12 protein-coding genes and 16 tRNA genes are annotated in these 19,608 nt (G+C 54.7%); 2 read left to right on the forward strand and 26 right to left on the reverse strand.

The genetic code is table 11. From position 1 onward, the window contains the following. Window positions 1-54: 54 nt before the first annotated feature. From HARCEL1_RS12780 to HARCEL1_RS12880, 23 genes are all read right to left on the reverse strand, one after another. A tRNA-Glu gene (locus HARCEL1_RS12780) sits at window positions 55-130 on the reverse strand. A gap of 4 nt (window positions 131-134) precedes the next feature. Further along, window positions 135-208 (reverse strand) — tRNA-Cys (locus tag HARCEL1_RS12785). Between the two features lie 4 nt (window positions 209-212). Further along, a tRNA-Ala gene (locus tag HARCEL1_RS12790) sits at window positions 213-287 on the reverse strand. 85 nt (window positions 288-372) lie between these two features. Then, a tRNA-Lys gene (locus HARCEL1_RS12800) sits at window positions 373-447 on the reverse strand. A gap of 4 nt (window positions 448-451) precedes the next feature. Further along, window positions 452-524: transfer RNA gene (locus HARCEL1_RS12805), tRNA-Glu, on the reverse strand. 477 nt (window positions 525-1,001) lie between these two features. Beyond that, window positions 1,002-1,070, reverse strand: a tRNA-Ala gene (locus HARCEL1_RS12815). A gap of 5 nt (window positions 1,071-1,075) precedes the next feature. After that, window positions 1,076-1,150 (reverse strand) — tRNA-Val (locus HARCEL1_RS12820). 4 nt (window positions 1,151-1,154) lie between these two features. After that, window positions 1,155-1,237: transfer RNA gene (locus tag HARCEL1_RS12825), tRNA-Leu, on the reverse strand. Between the two features lie 150 nt (window positions 1,238-1,387). Beyond that, window positions 1,388-1,469: transfer RNA gene (locus tag HARCEL1_RS12830), tRNA-Leu, on the reverse strand. Window positions 1,470-1,472: 3 nt separating this feature from the next. Then, window positions 1,473-1,554, reverse strand: a tRNA-Leu gene (locus HARCEL1_RS12835). Continuing rightward, a tRNA-OTHER gene (locus tag HARCEL1_RS13540) sits at window positions 1,555-1,685 on the reverse strand. 9 nt (window positions 1,686-1,694) lie between these two features. Next, window positions 1,695-1,780, reverse strand: a tRNA-Ser gene (locus HARCEL1_RS12840). Window positions 1,781-1,786: 6 nt separating this feature from the next. After that, window positions 1,787-1,872: transfer RNA gene (locus tag HARCEL1_RS12845), tRNA-Ser, on the reverse strand. Window positions 1,873-2,125: 253 nt separating this feature from the next. Then, window positions 2,126-2,212: transfer RNA gene (locus tag HARCEL1_RS13545), tRNA-Ser, on the reverse strand. Window positions 2,213-2,227: 15 nt separating this feature from the next. Beyond that, a tRNA-Pro gene (locus HARCEL1_RS13550) sits at window positions 2,228-2,343 on the reverse strand. 279 nt (window positions 2,344-2,622) lie between these two features. Then, a tRNA-Asp gene (locus HARCEL1_RS12850) sits at window positions 2,623-2,696 on the reverse strand. 1,034 nt (window positions 2,697-3,730) lie between these two features. Further along, complete coding sequence (locus tag HARCEL1_RS12855) at window positions 3,731-4,117, reverse strand: PIN domain-containing protein (protein ID WP_108383957.1); 387 nt, start codon at window positions 4,115-4,117, stop codon at window positions 3,731-3,733. Then, window positions 4,114-4,389: a hypothetical protein gene (locus tag HARCEL1_RS12860; RefSeq protein WP_108383958.1), complete on the reverse strand. Its 276-nt coding sequence runs from the start codon at window positions 4,387-4,389 to the stop codon at window positions 4,114-4,116. Before HARCEL1_RS12860 ends, HARCEL1_RS12855 begins: the two co-directional genes overlap by 4 nt. A 424-nt stretch (window positions 4,390-4,813) precedes the next feature. Next, on the reverse strand, window positions 4,814-4,972 hold the full coding sequence (locus HARCEL1_RS13555) for a hypothetical protein (RefSeq protein WP_159077154.1): 159 nt from the start codon (window positions 4,970-4,972) through the stop codon (window positions 4,814-4,816). Continuing rightward, window positions 4,969-5,919, reverse strand: coding sequence for a helix-turn-helix domain-containing protein (locus tag HARCEL1_RS12865; RefSeq protein ID WP_108383959.1), 951 nt, complete (start codon window positions 5,917-5,919; stop codon window positions 4,969-4,971). The genes HARCEL1_RS13555 and HARCEL1_RS12865 overlap by 4 nt, the downstream gene beginning before the upstream one ends. A 437-nt stretch (window positions 5,920-6,356) precedes the next feature. Then, the gene (gene queC, locus HARCEL1_RS12870; protein WP_174182935.1) at window positions 6,357-7,055 is read right to left on the reverse strand and encodes a 7-cyano-7-deazaguanine synthase QueC; all 699 of its coding nucleotides are present in this window, start codon (window positions 7,053-7,055) and stop codon (window positions 6,357-6,359) included. A gap of 85 nt (window positions 7,056-7,140) precedes the next feature. Next, entirely contained in the window at window positions 7,141-7,917 is a 777-nt protein-coding gene (locus HARCEL1_RS12875; protein ID WP_108383960.1) for a 7-carboxy-7-deazaguanine synthase QueE, read from the reverse strand. Between the two features lie 2 nt (window positions 7,918-7,919). Further along, complete coding sequence (locus tag HARCEL1_RS12880) at window positions 7,920-8,372, reverse strand: 6-pyruvoyl trahydropterin synthase family protein (protein WP_108383961.1); 453 nt, start codon at window positions 8,370-8,372, stop codon at window positions 7,920-7,922. A gap of 253 nt (window positions 8,373-8,625) precedes the next feature. Here HARCEL1_RS12880 and HARCEL1_RS12885 point away from each other — a divergent pair, with 253 nt between their 5' ends. Beyond that, a complete protein-coding gene (locus HARCEL1_RS12885; RefSeq protein WP_159077155.1) occupies window positions 8,626-9,135 on the forward strand; it encodes a GIY-YIG nuclease family protein in 510 nt (169 codons plus the stop codon). Between the two features lie 220 nt (window positions 9,136-9,355). Continuing rightward, window positions 9,356-13,699 (forward strand): bifunctional RecB family nuclease/DEAD/DEAH box helicase, encoded by a 4,344-nt coding sequence (locus HARCEL1_RS12890; protein WP_159077156.1) that lies wholly within the window; start codon window positions 9,356-9,358, stop codon window positions 13,697-13,699. Window positions 13,700-13,800: 101 nt separating this feature from the next. Here HARCEL1_RS12890 and HARCEL1_RS13915 read toward each other — a convergent pair whose 3' ends face one another. The 3 genes from HARCEL1_RS13915 to HARCEL1_RS12905 form a co-directional block, all read right to left on the reverse strand. Continuing rightward, window positions 13,801-16,557, reverse strand: a complete 2,757-nt coding sequence (locus HARCEL1_RS13915; protein WP_325047897.1) for a homing endonuclease associated repeat-containing protein — start codon at window positions 16,555-16,557, stop codon at window positions 13,801-13,803. 261 nt (window positions 16,558-16,818) lie between these two features. Then, window positions 16,819-18,366, reverse strand: a complete 1,548-nt coding sequence (locus HARCEL1_RS12900; protein ID WP_108383964.1) for an ATP-binding protein — start codon at window positions 18,364-18,366, stop codon at window positions 16,819-16,821. After that, a complete protein-coding gene (locus tag HARCEL1_RS12905; protein WP_233357358.1) occupies window positions 18,366-19,607 on the reverse strand; it encodes a tRNA-guanine transglycosylase in 1,242 nt (413 codons plus the stop codon). Before HARCEL1_RS12905 ends, HARCEL1_RS12900 begins: the two co-directional genes overlap by 1 nt. Window position 19,608: the final 1 nt, after the last annotated feature.

The raw sequence follows: 19,608 nt of genomic DNA on the forward strand, positions 1-19,608 counted from the left end.
CGCCAGGGGATGGAGTGTCCGTTCGATATTCACCGACGGTGAGGCGATTCATAATGCTCCCGAAGGGAATCGAACCCTCGACCTCTGCCTTGAAAGGGCAGCGTCCCTCGCCAACGGAGACTCCAGGAGCACAGAGTCGCGGGTCGGATTCGAACCGACGATACTCCACTCTGCAGGCGGACGCGTTCGACCACTCTGCCACCGCGACCTGATGGACACCCCCGGGATTCGAACCCGGAGCTTCTCCCGTGCCACGGGAGCACTCTGCCAGATTGAGCTAGGGGCCCCGCGAAAACGCCGGGACGAGGACTCGAACCTCGCACAGCTCGGGTAACAGCCGAGCTCCCGCACCAGGCGGGACTTCCCGGCAGAAGGGCCGGGCGGGGCTCGAACCCGCGTCGAACAGTCGATTAAAAGTCGACCACTTAGCCGCTAAGTTACCGGCCCGGAGTGCTCCAGCCCGGATTTGAACCGGGGGCCCGGCCTCGAGAGGGCCGTGAGTTTGGCCACTACTCCACTGGAGCAAAGATGAATGCCCAATGAGGGCACCACATGCCAGCCGACGCACGCGCGTGCGTCGAGTCTCCCCGACACGACTGAGCGAAGCCGACAGCTTCGCGAGGGTCGGAAGACGCGAGCGTCTTCCGGAATTCGAACGTGCGTCTCCTCCTCTACAGGGAGACGTCGTCGCCGCTTGACCACGGGGAGATGGGCCGATGCGTCAACTCCCCACCGGCGACCGGGGGAAACCGTGGGAGCGGGAGTGTTTGGCCGGCAGATTGCTCTGCCGGCTTACACCGAGGCATTTCACCCTCGGAACAGCGGGCTCTCGCCCGTCGGCCCGTGTGGATTGGTGGAACGAAGTATCGCTCCCACTCGACCCAGTTCGTCTGTGAAGAGTTTGATCGGCGGGGATGCACCGACCGATGTCAGCCGTCTCCGGTCCTGACGCCAGATTGGCGGCTGGTTGTGACTCCAGCGCATCGGTCGGTGCGAGTGGACGCCCCCGGGAGTCGAACCCGGAGCCTCTCGCTTGCAAAGCGAGCGCTCTGCCAGATTGAGCTAAGGGCCACAATCGCGGGACCACGATTCGAACGTGGGTCTGCTGGATGTGAGCCAGCCGGGATCGGCCAGACTACCCAATCCCGCGAGAGTGTCGCCGCCAGGATTCGAACCTGGGTAGGACCTTCGCCAGCGGTCCTGAGCCGCTTCCCGTTGACCGCTTGGGTACGGCGACAAGCGCAAAATCATTCGCCAGCAGCGCGCTGGCATGCCACCGGAAGACTCGATCGCTCACGGCAGAGCCGTTCGCTCGTGTCGTGGTCCTCACATTCGTTCGAACCACGCAGCGCTCGTCTTCCGAGGCGTGCCTCGCTTTCGCTCGGCATGCCGCCACCAGGATTCGAACCTGGGAAGGACTCACCACACGGCCCTCAACCGTGTCCCTTTGGCCACTCGGGCATGGCGGCGCATTCCGCGGGGAGGATTCGAACCTCCGAAGGTCTATCCGGCGGGTCTTAAGCCCGCTGCCGTCGACCACTTGGCTACCGCGGATGAGCACGGGCTGAATCGAACCAGAGGAAGACTCGCTCCGCTCGTCTTCCAGGGCTCGAAAACCGCCGGACGGTTTTCGAACAGCCGTCTCCCGCCTGAAGGCGGGCGTCTTGCCATTGGACCACGTACCCAGCTGAGAACGCCGAGGGAGTGATTCGAACACTCGTGGCCTCGCAGCCGTCGCCTCTCGAGGGCGATCCCTTGACCAGGCTCGGGGAACCTCGGCAGATCACGGCGGGAGGGCGATTTGAACGCCCGTGTCCTCGTGGACACCGTGGTTCCAGCACGGTCCCTTGGCCAGGCTAGGGAAATCCCGCCGAACGGTGAGACGGAGAGTCGAACGCCGCGAATCAGAGATTCGCAAGCCCGCGGCTCCGATCGGAGCCGCGGACTCCGAAGCCTAGCGGCTCTCGATTTCAAATCGAGTGCAGTCACCTGTCTGCCTGTCTCACCACACCGGAAGACTCACTCCGCTCGCGGGTCGTTCCTCCCCGCTCGCAATCGAGGGCTTCCTCCGGTCGCCCTCGCATCGTTCGTCTTCCGAGCCCCGCTTCGCTTTCGCTCAGCGGGACGCCACGACTCGGATTCGAACCGAGAGACCGGCACTCACCGGCCACGGCGTAGCAGGCCGTTGGGTTCACCGGTACCCAGTCGCGGCACAATTGGGTCGATGAGGGTCCCGTGAGCAAAGCGAACGGGACGCCGAAAGAGCGCCGCGCTCTTTCGGAAATTCGAACCTCGGTCTCGTGCACCCAAGGCACGGATCTTCGACCACGAGACCATCGACCCAAAGGATGGTTGTATGTCTATACGTCTGCGCACGCGACGGGGACGGAACGACTGTTCGCTACCGTCTCCCGTCGCGTTGGGGCGTGCTTCGACCGTCGGAGCGGTCGGGAATGCCGCATCGGTCCATGCAGGTTGCAGACCCTTCCGGGCCCAGCCCGCCGGTCTGAACGTACCGGCGAGAGTGCCTGCCTCGATGGGCATCCCCAGCGTGGATTGACCACGCAGCCACGCCGTCAGAGACCAGCTCTGACGAGCCCAGCCTCGATCGGCTCGGCTGGACGCCGACGCCGGGATTCGAACCCAGGTCACGACCGTGACAGGGTCGCATGCTAGCCGGACTACACCACGTCGGCTCGCCACGGATCGCCCCGAGGGGTCCCGTCGCGTTCACGCGACGGGGCTCGCGGGAGCGACGCTCCCGCGGCGAATCGAACCAGAGCCAGACGGTCTCGACCGTCTGGCAGGGATCAGATTCGCGGAGCGAATCTGAACCCCCGACCTCGGGATCCAAAGTCCCGCGTCCCTCGCCGGAAGACTCGCTTCGCTCGACTTCCGAGCCCTCGTTCGGACCTCCGGCCCTCACGAGGACGCCAACGGAGACTCCGGGGCTACGGATCCGCGGCTGATCGTGGATGGAGTGCTTACCAGTCGCTCCAGAGACGCTCAGCGCGTCGGGAACGACGCGTTCGCACCGCTCACAGGTGCGAACGGAACCAGTGTGCCGCGAACGTCACCACAAGTCGACGGCCAGTCTGTTGGACTGACCCAACGCTGGGCGACGAGTTGCGGCAGGCCCGTGTTCCCCGGCCCCGAACGGGTAGTCCGTGTGGGGGCCAGGTTATGCGGGGATGGTGATCCGGACGGAGCCGGAATCGCTGGCGTCGATCGATTCGACGCGACTGGGATTCCGACCTGATTCGTCCGGTTCCGCACGCTGATCGCGTAGGCAAAATTGCACACCCACGGCTCCGGTCGGGCGAACGGGCCGTGGAGTGGGTTTTGCGATCGTCATGCGGAATCACCGTCGGTTGACGTTGGGTGAGTGCTTCAATTACAACTCATTGACGCGGGGGTATTAATTCTAACTGGGGTGTGATATGCAAAGGCACAGGGCTGGTGGACTGGACCGAATTCGGCCTACAGGGTTGTGCTGAATCCTTAGTTCCAGCCAAGACGGGCCGCGAATGGTCACGCTGATTCCCTCGGTTCCGTATCTCCAGACGGTTACTCTTCCGCCGGTATCCAGTCCAGAAACAGATCTCGAAGACTTTGAGAGACGGTACGGAGGTCAGAGAGAGTTTGCTCTTCGTTCTTCTTCGTAGCCAAGTACTCCTCGACGAGAGTATCATTGATTCCTTCGAGAAAGTCGAGTAAGACGTCGTAGCCGTTACCCGTCGGCCCCCGGTTCCAGCGGCAAACGCTCGGGATCGACATCCTCGTACGCTTTGTCGGAGCTAAGGATGGAATGTCCGCGGGTTTCGGCAGTCGCAGCGTGGAAGGCATCAAATGCGGTCATCCCGTCCTCGAAGTAATTCACCGCTTTGAGTACGATCTGGCGTTCTTCCTCGGTCTCGACGGGGACAACATCGAGCATATTCGAGACCAACTTGGTGAAATCGAACTCGTGACGCCCACTGATGAGCAATAGCTCCAGATACGAATACGTGGATGTGACGACGTCATGTTCTTCCAGCTGTGCTTCTGCCTGGTCTTTCAGCCAGTCGGAGTCTTTGACGAGAGCGAGGAGAAAATCTGTCTCGACGAATCGCGTCATTCGTCTGTCTCCTCCGCCGCGTGTTTTCCGCGTTGGAGTCCGTCTTCAGCATCGGCTTTCGCCTGTTCACGAGCTTCTTCACGGAGTGCTTCGATAGATTCTCCCTCGAATGCGTCGCCGGCTGCGTCACGAATCGCCTGCAGCGGGTTCTCGTCGATTGGAATGAGCTCGAGCCGGTCCTCGTATTCGACCACGTGGAACTTCTCGCCGTACTTCTGCCGTACCTCTGAAGACAGGTAGAGCCGTCCGTGTGAATCTGTTTCGACTGACATGGTTCTCCATTAGTTTGGGTCGAATATAGGTTTTATCCCATATATCGGTTAGACCTCCCATAACATTGTGGCCAAGCATTTCCGTGTCGCTTAGTACCTGACCTGCAGACCTGCGAAGTGCTTGTTTTCACAATCAAGAGTGACAGGGCGGTGCCAGACTCCGATAGCGGCGGTCCTGAGTCGATCCCTCGCCCGCGACCGGTTGTACCACACCATCTTCGTGAGATACCTTCGGACGGTTCGATCGGATTTCGGGTTCGCGACGCGAGACCAGTACTCCGTATTCAGATCACTCGGTGCGACCGATTCGTGCTCTTCGATCATCTCGTCGATCACACGCTGATGGTCCGACAGCGCATCCAAATTCTTCTGGTGGAGTTCCTCGTGGGCGTCCGGAACGGACTGTGACGTGGTCGGTAGCGATCTACTCGGCGTTATCCCGATCGGCCTGTCGCGCGGCGAGTTTGAGCGGCGCGACCGCGACGCGGGTGTCGCCGCCGGCCTCGTCGGCGATCAGTTCGATTTCCGACTGCAAAATCGCGTCGTGGGTGAGTACCCGTTCGGCCGCTCGCGGAGGATTCACGAAACTCCGTATTGGTTCTTGAGCGCCGTGAACTCTGATTCACTCGGGAGGACAACAGCAGCCTCATCCGGATCGTCGAACTCACCCTGAAGTGATCGATACATCGCAGTGACCGACCGCTCCAAACCGTACCAGTGTGCAGTCTCGGTCAGCGTCTCCTCGTCAATATCCAGCTGCTCGATCAAGAGCATAGTATAGCTGACGCGGCGGGATCCACTGCCGAGGACGAGCGTATGACACACCACGTCGGCGGGTGTGAGGTCCTCCTCGGGTGCATACCAGAACGCAGGTTCACCTGCGAGGAAGAACTGTAGTCCGTACTCCGCGAACCGAGCGAGTCCGGTCAGGTCCCAGTCGGCGGCTGTCTCGAGTGCCTCTGTATCTTCACTCGTCTGGACCCGGACGAGTGCTCGCTTCGGATCGCACCATTCGACAGTCGCGCTTGGAGCGAGTGCTCGAACTCGCGACCGGTGGTTGTGGGCCACGACAGCACGGGCAAACGCCAACAGCGGTGAGAGATCTTCCTGCAACGCGTACTCCGGGCCGGACGGAGACAACATTGCACGATCCTTGAGGGGAGACAGCGCCTTGTGAACACCCTGGCGAGAGAGCCCAAGTCGATCAGCGATCTCGGAGACCCGGCGTGGTTCGTCGAGATACCAGCACACCCGGAGTGTGGCCGGTGACAAGAGGTCCACCCACTCCACGTGGCCGAGTTCCGCGTACAGCGTCCGGTAGGCCTCGACGATCGGATGGTCAGCGAGGGAAACTCGCCGCTGATTATTGGGGCCACGGCGTTCAGTGAGAATGCCCGCTTCGAGCAGTTCATCGAGGACCTCGTATAGATGGTCCCGGGAATACGTGGTTTCTGACGCCAGATCTGTTGGCGTCGCCTCTCGGCCGGTGCGCAGCGCGTCAAGGACTACGAGGCCGGCCCTGGTGATCATCTGTGTCTACCCTAATCCCGGAACCTATAAAAACGTTACCGGATTTGGGTTGACGATTTTGGGACTCGTCATCGAGATAAGGGTGCCAGATTGACTCACTGACTCTCAAGCTCATACAACAGGTCAAAAGCGGGATGGCGCTGTAGTACTGCTTTACAGCTCAGACATTGGGTTAGTAAGGAGCGTTTCGAGTTCCAGTAATCACTTCTCAGTTTTACCACGTCGCAGTCGATACCGTATCGTCCTCCTTCAGCCGTAAAGTGACGGAATTCACTGCTTCCACATTCTGGACATGGATCACTGAGCTGCTCCCAATCTGGGTGTTTCGATCCGATCAACTGAATCTCTGATCCGTCTGCGTCGATGAGTTTAAGCTCTTTCTTCATTGATGGAGCCCCACCCATTGGGGCTCACAAACAACCTCGTCGTTTTGCAATCTACTCGTCAACGTACTCCGGTCGCTGCTCGTATTCGATCGGATCGTTCACGTCGATCCGTTGGAACGCTTGTAATCTGAATGCACACGCATCGCAGGTGCCACACGCAGGTGATGACTCGCGATAGCAACTCCACGTGAGTTCGTAGGGAACATCCATTTCCACCCCTCGTTCGGCGATATCGGTTTTTGACCACTCCACAAAGGGCGCGATGAGTTCGATCTCGGTTTCCGGCTTCGTCCCCGTATCGATCACAGATTGGAAGGCGTCGAAAAACGCTGGCCGACAGTCCGGGTATCCAGAAAAATCCTCACTATGCGCGCCAATAAACACCGCTGAGCAGTCATTGGCTTCTGCGTACGACGTAGCCATCGCGAGCAGGTTCGCGTTCCGGAACGGAACGTACGAAGTCGGGATTTCGTCACTCTCTAAGTCTGCATCCTCGACATCAATCGAATCGTCCGTGAGACTCGACGTCCCGATAGTGGCGAGGTATTCAGTTTCAATGTGCAAGAAATCCGCCGCGTCAACTTCTTCGGCCAGCACTTTCGCACACTCACGTTCTGTGGACTCCGTCTGTTGACCGTAGGAAGTGTGGAAAAGATATGGTTCGTATCCACGGTCCATCGCTTCGTAGACTGCAGTTGCACTGTCCATTCCACCGGAGACAAGAATTACGGCGCGTTTTGAATCAATCATCTGTGTGGGGAGAGTTGTTTTCGGTCCTGTACCGTGACTGCGCTCTGAATCACGTATTGCTCACCGCTCAATCGAGATTTCTCAATCATGTTCCTGGTTCATCGTTCCACAAGTCGACGTGAAGCCGCGGCGTATATCGATAGCCATACTCCATCGCCAACTCGGCGACTATTTTGCGTGTCTCGTCTAACTGCTCTCTCGTCATTCCCTCGGGCATGAGAAGAACAGCAGAATCAGCAATCCTGGAGGTCGTTGCCGCTCGTATTTCCCCCAGTAGTTCCTCAATTTCAACCATGTCGTTGCGATCCGTGATGACGAATTTCAATTGGAACTCGTGGTCATCCACGAGAGAAGCGAGGGCCTCGAGATTGATCCGATTATTTTCATGACGACTCGCCCACTCTCCATCCCCTTGCGGGTCCTTCTTTTCGGTCGGCGTGCTGCTTGCCAGCTTCGGACTGATGCTCACGAGGTCGATAGGGGCATCCCGATAGATGGTTCCATTTGTCTCGACTGTTATGTGGTACCCAGATTTGTTCAGTTCGTCAAGAAGGCGGACGCTATTTTCGTGCAGTAGAGGCTCACCACCCGTAAGAACGACGTGGTCCGCGTCGTGCGATTGTACCTCGTCAACGACACCTTCAATCTCCATCCACGAATGATTTGGCTCCCAAGACGTGTAATAAGAGTCACAGAACCAACAGCGGAGGTTGCAGCCGCTCGTACGAACAAAGACTGTCGGCACTCCAGCGAGAATCCCCTCTCCTTGCAGCGAATAAAAGAGCTCATTGATCGGAAGAGAGTTTCCGGAACGCCGTGGCTCACCATCAGGTATCTCGATGTTTTCAGCGTTGACCAGCATTGTTATCTCGCACAGAGTTCATCAGTCTCCCGTACCGTCACCGAAACCTCCGAGACGGTTTCAGGAAATGTCTCCAACATCCGTTCTTCGAGAACCGCACTCATTATTTCGGCTGTCGGTGGGTAGTCGAGGATGATAACAGCATCTCCATCTCCACTCTCTTCGAACGCCTCAATCAGGGGATCGCCCTTCTCCAGCAGAAACTGATGATCCCACTCGAATATTATTGAAGTAATATCGCCCTTGTCGACGACCCATCCGTCTTCGGTGAGTTCACCGGTCACCTCTACATTGATCTTGTAGTTGTGGCCGTGTGGACGGGAACACTTCCCTACGTGGTGACGGATCCGGTGTCCTGCGCTAATCCGGATCGGCCGGTCCCGCCCAACTTCTAGCGTCCGCTTCCCGGCTGTTTGGATGGGATCATCACTCTCTGTAAGCTTGCGGTCGCGCACAAGAACGATAATATCGGGGTATTACTTAGATATGATGGTCGCATACCGCGTCGACCACCGCCGGCAGATATAACGCGAATATATTACGTCAGAACGTCGGGGGAAATGACCATACACGAACACAATAAAATCGTCCTCTACTGGAGTAGAGTGAGAAGAACCGTTACAATTGAAAGGAGTTGCTACCATAGGCTACCCAATGATATCCGAAGAGCTACGGTCAATTCCTACTGGAACACCTGGTGTGTATTGCATGTTTGACCTGGACGGTGAACCAGCCTATGCAGGCCGCAGTAGTAAGTTGCGAAGCCGTCTCAGACAACATTTCATCCGACAGGACTCCAGCGTGGTGAGCTATGGACGATTGGACATTTGGGATATTTCTTTCGTCGACTGGTGGAGCACAGAGGAGACGAACCGCGCAGAGGAGAAACTACTCGCTGAATATCGTCCCTACTTGAATTTCGATGCAGACGTGGGAGCGTCAAGTGCCGAGACAGAGATATCCGTAGATGACCCAGACGGAACCCTGGAATTGGTAACCAAGGATGAATTAGAGTTTCGGGCAGATCCATACAATCGATCCAAACAAAAGTTAGAGCACTTACTGCGTATGCTCGACAAAATAAAGCTGGCTGGGCACAGTGATGACACAAAACAGACGGTATTCGAGCATCAACGGATTCTTTATCAAAACGTTGTTGAATTTCTCGACGTCGAACCCCCACAGAACAACACCAATCTGACCGAGTGGAATGATTAAGTCCTCGTGTTTTCGCCCGTTCGATCAACGTATCCACGAGTAACTTCCTTGTGGCACGTACTCCTGACCACGGTACAGCTCAGGTTTTCGTGATAACAATTAAAAAGGCGTTTACCCTCTGGAAAAATAACCCCATCTTCCTATGAGTCCCTCCCCCGAACCACGTGATACGCTCAGCCCGAGTGCGATCGCTCAGTTCTATAAACTACAGCAGTGCCCAATGTATCTCTATCATCGATACGTCGACGAGGATTTCGCTGAGCTAACTGATGTCCCGCTCAGCCCATTACTTGCTGCTACAGGCGAGAAGTTTGAGGAGAGTCAGGTACGACGCCTTCTGGAAGCCGACGTTTACAGCGTTGGAGACTCCGATAGCGTCTTACCGTTCGACGAAACCTGGGCCGGCAATCAGACGACTGACATTGACCGGATCAGCGGACTCATCGAGGAGCTAGCATCCGGTGAACGGTCGCGACCAGTCGTCTTCTTCCAACCACCACTAGCCGGCACCATCGGATCGTGGCCCGTCCACGGTGCTGCAGACGTCGTCATCGCTTCCTCCGGCGCATCAAGGGCTGGTGCAAGCGTCGAGCTGCGAGTCATCGAAGTCAAATCCTCGAGTGCTGTCCAAACCCACCATCAGCTCCAAGCTGCAACCTATGCGCTCCTGTTCGAGTGCCTACTAGAAGAATCCAACATTCAGGTTTCGGCCAGTATTGTATCGCAAGATCCAGAATACAACGATCTGGCATCGATCGTGACGAGCACTGCTGGTCTCGAACCCAGCCGGCTAAGTACGTTCGACTTACAGACTCGCCAAAACGACGTTCAACTACTGCTCGAAGCGGGCGGTACAGTCGACGATATCCTTCTTGAGGATGGAGATATGCGTTCAAGTGGAGATCCACCGACGTACCGGATCGATGGGAGATGTGACGGGTGTTCTAAGCAGATTCGATGTGTTGCACACTCGGTAAGGACCAAACAGCTCTCACTACTTGGGTTGACAGAAGGCGTTCAGCAGTCGTTGGCCGAACTCGGCGTAAACGACCTCCATGATCTGGCAACACTTTATGATTGGCCGACGAATACGAGGGACCGACGAGCAACCTCACACGCACACCCACAGCCAACGGATCCAGATCTCGTCTCTCGCATCACACGTGAGACAGACGTCTCGAACCTACGCAACATCGCACAAATCGCCCACCGGTTCCTCCGCGAGATTAGCCCAGAATACAATACAGAGTGGAACCAAAGCGCTGATGCTGGCCCTTGGGGAGACTATCTTATCGGGACCGGTCGGAATCTCCCCGATGACGACCCACCATCCGGATTCAACCTCAGCTATCCGAGACAATCGCTGGTCCGGGTGTACCCATATGTCCAACATGATATCGTCCGGAACAGAATTGTATTCCTCGCCGCGAAAGTCACATCGACGCACTACGAGCAGTCCCATGACGATGGACTCTTCGTGGCTGCACGTCCAGAGGGACACCCCAACGACACTGACGCCAAAGACGAAGAAGAACAGAGACTAATCGAGGACTTTTTCCAGAAGCTCTCGGTGGCGATTCAGAAGGTACGTCCAGACCTCACCACAGATGACTACGACCCAACCGAGGGCTTCATTCATCTCTATCCTTACGGCGATTCACAACGGAAGTGGCTCGTAGAGGCAGTTAAACGGCATACCGACTCCGAAGCAGCCCGTTCCCTCCGAACCCTGTTGGGCTATCGCGAAGCTATCGACCAGTCTGTGGTCAGCATCCTCCAGGAGGAGTTCCGGGACCGACACGCGTTACGATATCCCGGACTTGGAATTGTCCAAACGGCCGCACAGTTCTGGGGGAGGAACTCCGAACTGGATTGGGAGGGGCCACGAGATAGCTCAAAAACACCACTCAAGGAGACATTTGCGGCGGGGTTCTGGGAGATTGGAGCTGAATACAATATACTTGATGATAGAATTAGCCTCGGGTTCGACGATGGACTACAGATTCCTGATGACCATATGATCCAGAGCAGCTACCCGGTCGTCGGACGTCATCAAGAAGTCCTTCCCTTGGAATACATCTATGCCTCTAAGGAATTCGACCTTCTCCGACCTGAGATTGCGGATGATAAGGAGGTACGGGAGCAAATCATCCGGTACCGCCACCATACCGATGAGAACTCCCCCCAGATCACTTTCGACGATATTGAGGACGGCGTCCAAGCGATTTGCGAAGCGTACGAACACATCGAACGATGCATTCGCGATAAGGATGCCACCATTGAGAAGAATCCATTAAACCTCAGAGATCTGTCGGCCAACTCCCTTGGCGAATCCGAGCTTCAGTCGACCTGCCTCGAGTATCAGAATCTCGAATACGGGGCACAACGACGCCAACTTGAACAAACGTACCGAACACCGCTCCCAGAGCGAGTCGGTGAAGGATCAGCAATCCCTTTCGAAGTGACGGTCCCACCGGTCGAATCAGCCGATGAAGATGAGCAGCGGAACTCGGTGAAAGGATCAATCCTTCGCTCGCTCACGCCGGGACGGAACGACGGACTCCAACCTGATAGCCAACCGAGCCTCGAAGTAGGCAACTTCGTCGTTCTGACGCCACTGGTCAGCTCACAGAACGGGAGACTCACCGAGGCCGTCGACGACCCAGTCAAAATCAAACACCAAGTGCTCGGTGTTCTCACAGCACTTGACCCCGCGGAAGGGACTATCCGCGTCTCACTGAACTGGCGATACAATATGTCTCGAGAGACGTTCAAACCAAACCACGTTGGATGGACGACCGATAGCGACGACGAATATGGTCGCCAGTTCATTGACGAAGGCATGACGTTCGTCGTGGACACGGCCCTCGACGACTTCGTCGGGCACCGTGCCCATCAGGCATTGTCTCAAGCCCAGGAAAACGACGTCCACAACCGGCTTGTGGATGTGTACGATGACGAGATCTCGGACGCGCTAGAGACACCAGCGCCACTGTTTGATCGGAAAGCGATTAACAAATTTATCGAGGCATTTGACATGGCGATGCCGGAATCTGCGAATCAAGACCAGCAGTCTTTCGTGACTCGTCTTAACCACACAGTCGCAGCACTACAAGGACCCCCAGGAACCGGAAAGACACAGTACGCATCTGCACCGGCCATACTTTCGCGTGCTTACGCGGCAGGGCCTGGATTCGCGGGAATTGCATCCGCACACTCAAATACTGCTGTCGACGAAATTGCCGACGCCGTCGGAACGGCGCAACAGGCACTGTCTGCCGAGGGGTACGCCCGGGACGTGAAGATGATTCGCGTTCGGTCGGGAAATGGGTCCAGCGACCTTCCACATAATGTTCAAGATTTCAATTACTACGACGACCGGGACGAGCTGAATCGGCTATTAGAGCAGCATCTTGAAGGAGACGGAGCAGTCCCGCTGCTGGTGTTCGCAGCCCCAGTCACCTTGCGGAATTTGATTAACAGTGCTTCAGACGTTATCGCAGATGCTGAATCGGCCGAAGAACTCATGCAACGGGGCCAAGCGAGACTTTTTGACTTCGCGCTCGTCGACGAGGGGAGCATGATGGACTTACCGCTCTTGTTCCTGCTTGGTGCCTTCCTCGGTCGTAACAAGCAGTTGCTCCTCGTGGGCGATCACCGGCAGATGCAGCCCATCCAAAAACACGATTGGGAGACCGAGGACCGCCAGACGATTGAAGAGAATACCCCATCCGTCTCGGCACTTGACTTCGTTCGCTTTCTGCGCGGCGAGGAAGAGAGTGCATTCGAACGACTGGAGCGTGAGGCACCGACCTGGGCAGACAAACAATCAGTCCTGCCGATGGACAGACTCCAGACGACGTACCGACTCCCGCCAGCGATGGCACAGTTCGTTACGGATCTATTCTATTACCGGGACGACATAGATCTCCAGTCCGGGACATCGGCAGAACGAATGCCAGATGTTCGGACGTCCGAGCAGCCGGAGTGGCTTAGGTGTGCACTCGACCCAGAGCCCCGCGTCACCCTACTGCTACACGACGACAACGTGTTTACCAAGGATAGTCCGCTGGAGGCCCACCTGCTTGAGCAACTCCTGCAACCGCTGCCGGTCGTTCAAGCCAATCCAGAGGACGAGGAAATCACAGGAGGCATCGTCGTTCCGTTCCGGCTGATGCGCCGACGATTACAAAACCAATTTGACCTGACGGTAGACACCGTTGAGCGGTTCCAGGGAGCCGAGCGAGACGTGATGACGCTGTCGATGACCGCTGGAAATCAAGGGTATGTCAATCAGATTGGCGAGTTCCTGCTGGACGCTAATCGGTTCAATGTTGGTGCGAGTCGCATGAAGCAGAAGCTGTTTATCCTCGTCTCGAAGTCGCTGTTTCGGGCAGTAAACAGTGATCCACGGAAGTACGAGCAACAGAAAGCCTGGAAGCAGCTGTATCAGTCCCTGGTCTCCGGCCATGAGCCAGATGCCGAGTTTGTGGTTGACACCAGTGAAGTGGACGAACTGTCGACGTCAACCAAAGTCGCAGTGTATACTGGGTACCGTGATTAACCATCCCTGGGAGATAATCGACAGGTCATCCGATCCCAATCCATTCGGTATCGGCATGGATACTACTCAGTGGAGAAGAAGCCGGCTCCCCGCTCAACCACTCAGATATCCTCAAACTCGTCCGTCAGCTCATCCAAGATGTTGTTTTCCGCGATGATATCTGAAGCATCGTCATCAGCCATCGATTCCTCAGAGTCATCACCCGGCGATGTCTGTCTTGGCTTGACGGTAGATTCCTCAGAGTCATCACCCGGCGATGTCTGTCTTGGCTTGACGGTAGATTCCTCAGAGTCAGATGTATCTACAGATAGACGCGCCAATTTCGTCTGTTCCCACCGACGGCGGGACTCCATGAGATTTCGCCCACCAGTTGTGAGTCGGTACCCGTTCGACCGGCCATTAACTTTGAACTTATCGACGAAACCTGCCTCTGCGAGGTCATCCAAATTTGGATAGAGTCGACCATGGTTGATTTCTTCGTCATAATATGTGCTAAGCTCGTCTTTGATTTCAAGGCCCTTCGGGTCATCCAGTCCAGATATGACATACAGGATATCGCGTTTCAGCTGCGATAAATCTGCGAATTCCGGCTGTGAAACGATATCTAGACTTCCGTCTACATTTTCGTGCATCTGATCGCCATCTATCAAATCCCAATCCGCTTCAATGACGTCGTCTTTAGTTTCAGTATCGGCATCCTCAGTAGCATCCCTATTCGTATCTGAAGGGGTTTCTCCCGAATTTTCTTTCTCTGGAGAAGCGATAGCCTCAGAAGTGGGGTGGGCAGTCCCAAGATCTGTAATACTCATATCTCTCGTCGAACTCAATGCGCATTTCTGAGTACCGCCATTTGTTGTCCAAGCCTTCCCCCGAGCTTGGTCTAACAGGTACCAACGACCAAGCTCCCATTCACAGTCCACGTCGTGTGTCGTCCATACATTGAACCAGGCAGTGTCCCCGTCGATATCTTCGACTTCAAAGCTCGCCTCTTTCTCTTCGCTCGGGGAATCAGCGGACCTTTTGAGCATGACCGGAATCGGCTCATTGAGGCGACTGTTGTCCGTGATATGATCTAATGTTATCAACGAAGACATGTCTTCCCCTGTCGATGGTTCTGTATCAGTCGTCTCAAAAACCTCCTGAAGGGCGGCTTCATAGCTCTTGAAGTACTTAGTAAAGTCTGATGAATCAGCGTTTCCATGCTTGCTCATTTCATCTTCTGAAGGTCGATGGCCTAATTCGTCAGAGACACGACGAAGCTCACGGACAAGACAAGACTCCACATCGATATCAGCAGCTTCAAGCGCTGCATGCCATGATCCAAAGGTGTTCATAACCTGCTGGCTGGAGTAGTCGGTAGCGGTATCGATATCATCGATATCGGGGTATCCATCTACCGTCTCAGTGATGTCCTGGACAGCCAACGTCAACTCTTTGCGGGAGACTGTTTTGGATTTGGCTTGTGTTTTGTTCAGTTTATCCTGGATCTCATCGGATTGTGATTCTACCGCCATATCGGAGAGATCAGCAGTCCAGAGTGCAGCATTCCAACTCGAGAAGTGGGACACATATATCCCAGAAGAATGGACACTATGTTCGTCCATTTCCGTCGTCGTCGGTGGGTGACCAACGATATCGGCAACGCGCCGAATTTCATCGAGCAACCGGTCCTCTTTATCGATATCTGCCGCCGCTAGTGCATCATCCCACGAACCAAATTCATCATAATAGTCCCGAGGGGTATACGCACCCTCGGACCGCATCGTTGTTGAAAGTGGATAGCCCCGTCCAGAGTCCAACTCTTTGAGAGCAGTGAGGAGTTCTGATTTGGTAGCCGTACTGTTGGATTCATCGTCGGCTAGCGATGGGGTGCCGACACTACAATTGTGAGATGCATCAGTCGGTGTAGCCGAAGCAGCTTCATTGGGTTCAGCATCCTCACGAGATCTTGTCGAATCAGCGGTTTCCATGGTGTCTGGTGTCGCGTCTTCGCCTTCGACAGCAGACAAGACACCCGATGGCCCAGGGGAAATAGGAACAGACTCAAACGCATTGGCAATCTCCTCACGCTCTGCTTCCTTTAGTTCATCAACAGAAGTGAATCCGGCATTGAACAGCGCTTGAGAATGCGCTTCAGTCACATCAGGGAGGTCCGTGAAGAGACTCCTCGGTGGTAAGGCGTCGGACGATTCGGTCGTTTCACCCACCTGTTCGTAGACTTCTGTACCATTCTCTTCGTCTAGCCCCTCATCAACAGTATTCTGCAGGCTCACCAGCGGATATACCCCAATAATCATAGCGGTAATTATCATATTCATAAATATATTAGTATGGCCGATTGTCAGTACTTCATCGTAAAATCCCGCTAACCAGGCTGTCCCAACCCAAAAAATCAGTCCGAAGAGACTGAGCCCAATCCATGTTTTGTTCCTTTTTACCAATCCCGCTAAAAATACAAAAGGTCCTACAACAGTGAGTAAGATAACAGTAGATATAATTACTAATGAAGAGATCAGTCGAAGAAAACTGAGTGTCGTAATTAGCATCGAGACCGTAAGAAACGTAGTGGCAAATTTTCTCCAGATACCTGTTTGTACATCTTCCCCTTCCGGATTCCAGCGTTGAATTGTCAACGTCGTAGCCAGCGCCGTTCCGAGTCCGGCCCCGAGAATTAAACAGCCCCACACTGCGTACGTGAACCCCTGAGCGTATGCCACTAAGGAGAATGATAGTGTCGGAAATCCGGTCAGAAGAGCAGTGGACCCAAGGAACAACACGGCACTAAATAGAAGACTCCCTATTCCCGCCACCAGTGCAGCTGGTCCAATACCCGAGTCAGTATCTGATGTTTCAGTCATCGTATTTTGATTGGTGTCGTCCAGACAGAGCTATTTGACTGCTCACTAAGGGCGTCTACTATACGCAACTGCTCGCCATACATAAATTGTGAAGTGAGAAGGCTATGGCGGTTCGCGGTAACATCTTCGGGATATATACTTAACCACACCCTCGTAATAAACTAGCCTGGTCTGTGTCTTTGGGAGTTTTCCACCCCTCCCCTCCTCCCCCCACCCCAAATACTAAAGATACAAACAGCATCGGAGCCAAAAGGATATCTATTAGTCGTCGGCAACTGCTGGCTCTTGGGGCTTCAATAACGGTGCAACCTCAATAACGTCAATATTGTGGCTCCCCTCATCCCGATAGGTGAACCCACCGTCTGACAGATCCATCTCGACCTCACCGTTGAGATACCCATGACGTTCGTACTCGGAGAGTTCCGCTGGATCGCCGTGGTTCCAACAGATTGCAAGGTCAATATTTGTGAGGAGCACATCGTCATTAAGAAGTTCAGTCAGTGTCGGACCCACAACGGCGTTCCGCAGATGTCCGTTCTGCCTGACGATAGCGTGGATATCGGCAGCTGGGTCAAAGTCCTCGACTGTAATCGAAGACTGTGTCTTAGCGCGTTCCAGAGCTATGAGTACTTCAGCGCTGTTCACCGGTTGGAAGCCATTCGCCTTGATGGTCTCGCGGCGCATTTTGAGCGAGGACTGCTGTTTGGCTGCCTTACGCTTCTGTTCACCCTCTTTCCGGGTTTCCAGATAGGACTTGAACCACGGGTCCTGCGTCACCTTTGAGAGATAGTATTCTAACTCCTGCCGGATGGCCCGAAATACTGGGCTAGACTTGTTCCTGATCGTCTCACGGTTCGCTGAAAGTTCGATGTCCTGGCAGTTGGCAACGAAAAAGAAGTGAAGGTATTCATTGTCGTGCGAAATAGCTTCATTGTACCGTTCGACCTTGATGTGATCTTTCGCTAGCCAAATTCCGAACTGGGCTGAGTGTCGCCCATACGTTGGAAGCTCATCCCGAGTTTCCTTCCCACCGACCATCCCGACGATTTGGATTGTTGTCTCACCACCGTCAAACTCAACTGAGAGTTCCCGCCCCGGATAGTGCTTGCACATTCGTTCAGCCGGGAACTCCCCATCATCAGGGTCCAGCTGTTCGTCCGGGAACTCGAATTTGTTGTTGGTAACTAGTTCGTCACGGGTATCGTCGATCTGATCGTCCAAAGTGACCGAGATTTCCATCTCCCGTAGCCCGTCATCAAAGAAGTGGGCAGTCGATCCAGCGATCGTCTTCCACTTGAGATAGTGCTCTATCTTATTGTAGGTTAGTGACTCAGCGTCGAAACCTTGTCCTGACCGAAAGTTGGATATTTTGATTTTTGTCCCAGGGTTTCCTGGCCGGACATCCCGCTCAGTTAGTTCATATTTGGGGAGTTCCTTATGATTTAGCTTCTCCCAGGGGTCATCCATCACAGCGCGATATGAGTCCCCGTCGTGGACCGTCGTTACCTCAATCCGGTCGCTCTTATAGAATATTTTCGTGCCGTGACCTTTGTAGCCAATAGAATCCGTCTTTTGAGAGTTCCCCAAATCGAAGAACGACTCAAGATCGCGCTCGTTCATACCATGGCCGTCGTCCTCAATGATGATGTCAGACCCATCAGGACAATCCTTGATGGAGATATCGACCGCTGTTGCGTTCGCGTCGTAGGCGTTCGATAGCGATTCCCTGATGACTTCGAGAGGATCCTCGAAGTCGCTCGCAATTTCTAAAAACTCGTTAACTTCGTTTACTTTTGGTGCTTTCTTCATTAGAAGTACCCTCCAAGGGACTGGTTGACAACTTTGTGCGCGAATCGTCGCATGGTTTGATCGTGGCTAAAAGTCTCTTCTAAATAGTCGATTAACGCATCAGTGTCGCCTGTCTGAATCCGTTCACGGACTGCTGCTATCTCGTGTTTTGCTACTATCAAATTATGCATCGCAATTGGACCTGCGATATCCTTCTTATACTCCGCGTTTCCTTTCATGCGCTCAACGAGCAGGTCAGACTGGCAGACTGGACAGTCACAATCGGAGAAATCAACATCCTCGATATTGATGGGCTCGGTGACTGATTTGTAGTACTTGCCGTTGATAGCACTATGAATGTGTGTGCTCGAGTCGAACGTATCAACACCGATTGCAGCGAGGATTGGGGCTGCACCGCTCGAAATGCCGAGGACGTGTAGCGGCCAATGATCGATATCCCACTCCGCCATCACCTCACGGCAATCAGTCACAGCTTTGATGAGTGCGTCTCGGTCGTCCTTCTTTGGAACGAGCCCTCCTAGCGCGATGCCGTCAAACCCCTCACGGAGAACACCCTCAGGGACACTATCGGTAATCACCTCAAGGAACTCCGACATCATCGAATAGTTATAGCCTTGGAGGGTCAGATACTTGGCGCCTTCAAACTCTCTCGAAACACTCAGGAACGTGTGAATGTTCTCTGCTGTCTTTCGAGCTTTCTCCACACGATCTGCATGTGAATCATCCGGTGCGATAGGATAATCGAGATTCACAATAATATCACCACCCATTGCACTCTGGATCTCGTAGACTGCACGCTGGTTCATTTCGACTTCAAAGTCGCTCCCGTCAATACCGTCATTATTCAGGAATTTGAATCCTCCGGAGTCGATAAAGATGAGACCATCATATTGAGTGAAGAGATCGCGCTCCTTGATTGGTTTTGCGAGATAATCCTCATATCGCTCGCGACTGATATTGTAGTCGGTGAGCGACGAGACAGACATCATCGAGCCATCAAAATACTCTCCGGCGTTCACGTCATCGACTCGATCTGCACCGATCATGAACTCCTTGAGCGTCCGATGAATACCGCCGCCATAGACGCTATTCTCGGTTCCACCAGCATAGAAGTTCATCACCGGAAAGAGATTTGGCGTCTCAAGGGTCCTCCCGTCAATAAGAAGAGTTCCAGCTCGGGCATCACCCGTCATCTCCTCCACTGCAAACTCGACATTTGGTTTCACTGAAGTTCTGCTCATC

The organism is Halococcoides cellulosivorans (genome assembly GCF_003058365.1).
GTDB lineage: Archaea > Halobacteriota > Halobacteria > Halobacteriales > Haloarculaceae > Halococcoides > Halococcoides cellulosivorans.

What these genes read in the sequence shown, in the direction of transcription:
- HARCEL1_RS12855 (WP_108383957.1), bottom strand. Translation starts at nt 4,117, where the DNA reads ATGACGCGATTCGTCGAGACAGATTTTCTCCTCGCTCTCGTCAAAGAC.
- HARCEL1_RS12860 (WP_108383958.1), bottom strand. Translation starts at nt 4,389, where the DNA reads ATGTCAGTCGAAACAGATTCACACGGACGGCTCTACCTGTCTTCAGAG.
- HARCEL1_RS12865 (WP_108383959.1), bottom strand. Translation starts at nt 5,919, where the DNA reads ATGATCACCAGGGCCGGCCTCGTAGTCCTTGACGCGCTGCGCACCGGC.
- queC (WP_174182935.1), bottom strand. Translation starts at nt 7,055, where the DNA reads ATGATTGATTCAAAACGCGCCGTAATTCTTGTCTCCGGTGGAATGGAC.
- HARCEL1_RS12875 (WP_108383960.1), bottom strand. Translation starts at nt 7,917, where the DNA reads ATGCTGGTCAACGCTGAAAACATCGAGATACCTGATGGTGAGCCACGG.
- HARCEL1_RS12885 (WP_159077155.1), top strand. Translation starts at nt 8,626, where the DNA reads ATGTTTGACCTGGACGGTGAACCAGCCTATGCAGGCCGCAGTAGTAAG.
- HARCEL1_RS12890 (WP_159077156.1), top strand. Translation starts at nt 9,356, where the DNA reads ATGTATCTCTATCATCGATACGTCGACGAGGATTTCGCTGAGCTAACT.
- HARCEL1_RS13915 (WP_325047897.1), bottom strand. Translation starts at nt 16,557, where the DNA reads ATGACTGAAACATCAGATACTGACTCGGGTATTGGACCAGCTGCACTG.
- HARCEL1_RS12900 (WP_108383964.1), bottom strand. Translation starts at nt 18,366, where the DNA reads ATGAAGAAAGCACCAAAAGTAAACGAAGTTAACGAGTTTTTAGAAATT.
- HARCEL1_RS12905 (WP_233357358.1), bottom strand. Translation starts at nt 19,607, where the DNA reads ATGAGCAGAACTTCAGTGAAACCAAATGTCGAGTTTGCAGTGGAGGAG.